The organism is Parvibaculum sp. (assembly GCF_035511255.1).
Lineage (GTDB): Bacteria > Pseudomonadota > Alphaproteobacteria > Parvibaculales > Parvibaculaceae > Parvibaculum.
On record NZ_DATKFR010000217.1, the window covers coordinates 1 to 2155 of the forward strand.

Sequence of the window (2155 nt, forward strand, 5' to 3'; positions counted from 1 at the left end):
GCCCTGGACGCGGGGCGACGGGTCGAGCGACCAGGGCGGCGGCGAGATGTCTGTCATGCATGGCCGCGTCTTCGAGAAGGTCGGCGTCCATATCTCGACCGTTCACGGCGAATTCTCGGAGGACTTCCGCAAGCAGATGCAAGGCGCCGAGGAAGACCCGCGTTTCTGGGCGGGAGGCATATCGCTGATCGCGCACATGCAGAATCCGCGCGTGCCGGCCGTGCACATGAACACGCGCTTCGTCGTCACCACGAAGAGCTGGTTCGGCGGCGGCGGTGACCTGACGCCCGTGCTCGACGTGCAGCGGCGCGACGACCATCCCGACACGGTCGAATTCCACGCGGCGATGAAGCGCGCCTGCGACGCCCATGACGCGGATTACTATCCGCGCTTCAAGAAATGGTGCGACGAGTACTTTTACCTGCCGCATCGCAAGGAGCCGCGCGGCACCGGCGGCATTTTCTACGATCACCACAATTCAGGCGACTGGGAGAAGGATTTCGCCTTCACGCAAGACGTCGGCCGTGCCTTTCTCGACGTCTATCCCAAGCTCGTCCGTCGCCACATGAATGAGGCCTGGACGCCGGAGGAACGCGAGGAGCAACTGATCCGCCGCGGCCGCTATGTCGAGTTCAACCTGCTCTACGACCGGGGCACGACTTTCGGCCTGAAGACCGGCGGCAACGTCGCCTCGATCCTCTCGTCGATGCCGCCCGAGGTGAAGTGGCCGTGAGGGCGTGAGGCATTGATGGCGAAAGGCGAGACGGCGGCGCAGCGGTTTCTGCGGCTCAACAGGTTCAGGGGCACGTTCTGCGAGGTGCCGGTGGCGAAGGACCGCAAGACCTCGGCGCTTGAGATGGCGAAGGCGAGCGGCATCGATCCGGCGCGGCTCTTCAAGACGCTGGTCGTGGAGACCGACGACGGCAGGCTCGCGGTCGCCATCGTCCCCGCCTCGCGCGATCTCGACCGCAAGGCCCTCGCCCGCGAAATGGGCGCGAAGCGCATCGACCTCGCCGCGAAGGACAAGGCTATAAAGACGACGGGGTATCAGATGGGCGCCTGCAGCCCTCTCGGCCAGAAGAAGAAGCTGCCCACATGGCTCGACGCCAGCGCGGAAGGCTTCGAGACAATCTATGTCAGCGGCGGCGCCTTCGGCCTTGAACTCGAAATCTCGCCGGCGGAACTCCTCCGCGCGACGGAAGGCCGTTCCACCACCATCGCCTGACGCTCACATCTTCTCGATGCGGTCGACCAGCCATTCGCGGTGGCGGCGTTCATCGGCGAGGTTCTTCTTCATCAGATCGCGCAGCTTCGGCGGCAACTCGGCGTGCTCCACGGCGCGCTCATAGGCCGTGTTGGTGTCTTCCTCGTTCGACTTCATCGCCATCAGGATCGCCTTGTCGCCGATGAGCCCCGCCACCACGACCTTGCCCTTGGTGAGAACCTGCTTCATGTCGCCGTCAGCCGGAACTTTTCCGCCCAGCGCTTCGAGATAGGGCGTGAGATTGCGGATGTGATCCTCGTGGTCGCGCCGGAAGCCGGTCAATGCCTGCTTCGCGCCGGAATCTTCCAGCCGGTCGATGGCGGCCTGATAGGCGGCGATCGCGTCGTAATCGAGATGGATCAGATCGTGAAGCAGATCCTCCATCCTGCTTTCCGTTCCGATGGTCGTGACCATGAAGCCTCCATTTGGACAAAGCATGCCCAGACAGAACCCCGGCGAAGCAGCGGGGTTCCATGCCGCGCGGAGAGGAACGAAACGTTCAGCGGGCGGTCTAACGCGAACCGAGCGAAGCGGCGATCCGCCTCACACCGCCTTCGAATGCCGCGCTTCGCCGGCCGAGAGATAGCGGTCGAAGACGGCGCAGGCAGCGCGGACGAGGGGCTTGCCCTCCTCCGTCACCGCGAGGCGATGCCCGTCGCGCTTGACGACACCATCGGCCTCGAGACCGCCGAGCGCCGCGAGTTCCGGCTCGAAGACCTCGCCCTTCAATCCGTGGAGCGCGGCGATGCAGTCGAGATCGACCTTCATGTCGCACATCAGCCGTTCGATGACATGGCGGCGCAACCTGTCGTCGTCGGAAATCGCGATGCCGCGCGTGACCGGCAGGCGCCCGGCGCGCACCAGCGTCTTGTAGCGCTCGATGGCGATTTC

At 64.7% G+C, this 2155-nt stretch carries 3 protein-coding genes and 1 pseudogene; 2 read left to right on the forward strand and 2 right to left on the reverse strand.

Going from position 1 to position 2155, the window contains the following annotated elements; translation table 11 throughout:
* Positions 1-733 (forward strand): oxygen-dependent coproporphyrinogen oxidase (gene hemF, locus VMR03_RS08595; RefSeq protein ID WP_325404221.1); only part of this gene is annotated, 733 nt, incomplete at its 5' end.
* Positions 734-748: 15 nt separating this feature from the next.
* The gene (locus VMR03_RS08600) at positions 749-1225 is read left to right on the forward strand and encodes an aminoacyl-tRNA deacylase (RefSeq protein ID WP_325404223.1); all 477 of its coding nucleotides are present in this window, start codon (positions 749-751) and stop codon (positions 1223-1225) included.
* Positions 1226-1228: 3 nt separating this feature from the next.
* On the opposite strand, the gene VMR03_RS08605 is transcribed toward VMR03_RS08600, so the two are convergent.
* Entirely contained in the window at positions 1229-1678 is a 450-nt protein-coding gene (locus tag VMR03_RS08605) for a ferritin-like domain-containing protein (protein ID WP_325404225.1), read from the reverse strand.
* Positions 1679-1807: 129 nt separating this feature from the next.
* Positions 1808-2155: pseudogene (locus tag VMR03_RS08610) on the reverse strand (coproporphyrinogen III oxidase); the annotation flags it as partial.

Excerpts from the sequence above, each read along its gene's own strand:
- VMR03_RS08600 (WP_325404223.1), top strand. The coding sequence starts at position 749 with ATGGCGAAAGGCGAGACGGCGGCGCAGCGGTTTCTGCGGCTCAACAGG.
- VMR03_RS08605 (WP_325404225.1), bottom strand. The coding sequence starts at position 1,678 with ATGGTCACGACCATCGGAACGGAAAGCAGGATGGAGGATCTGCTTCAC.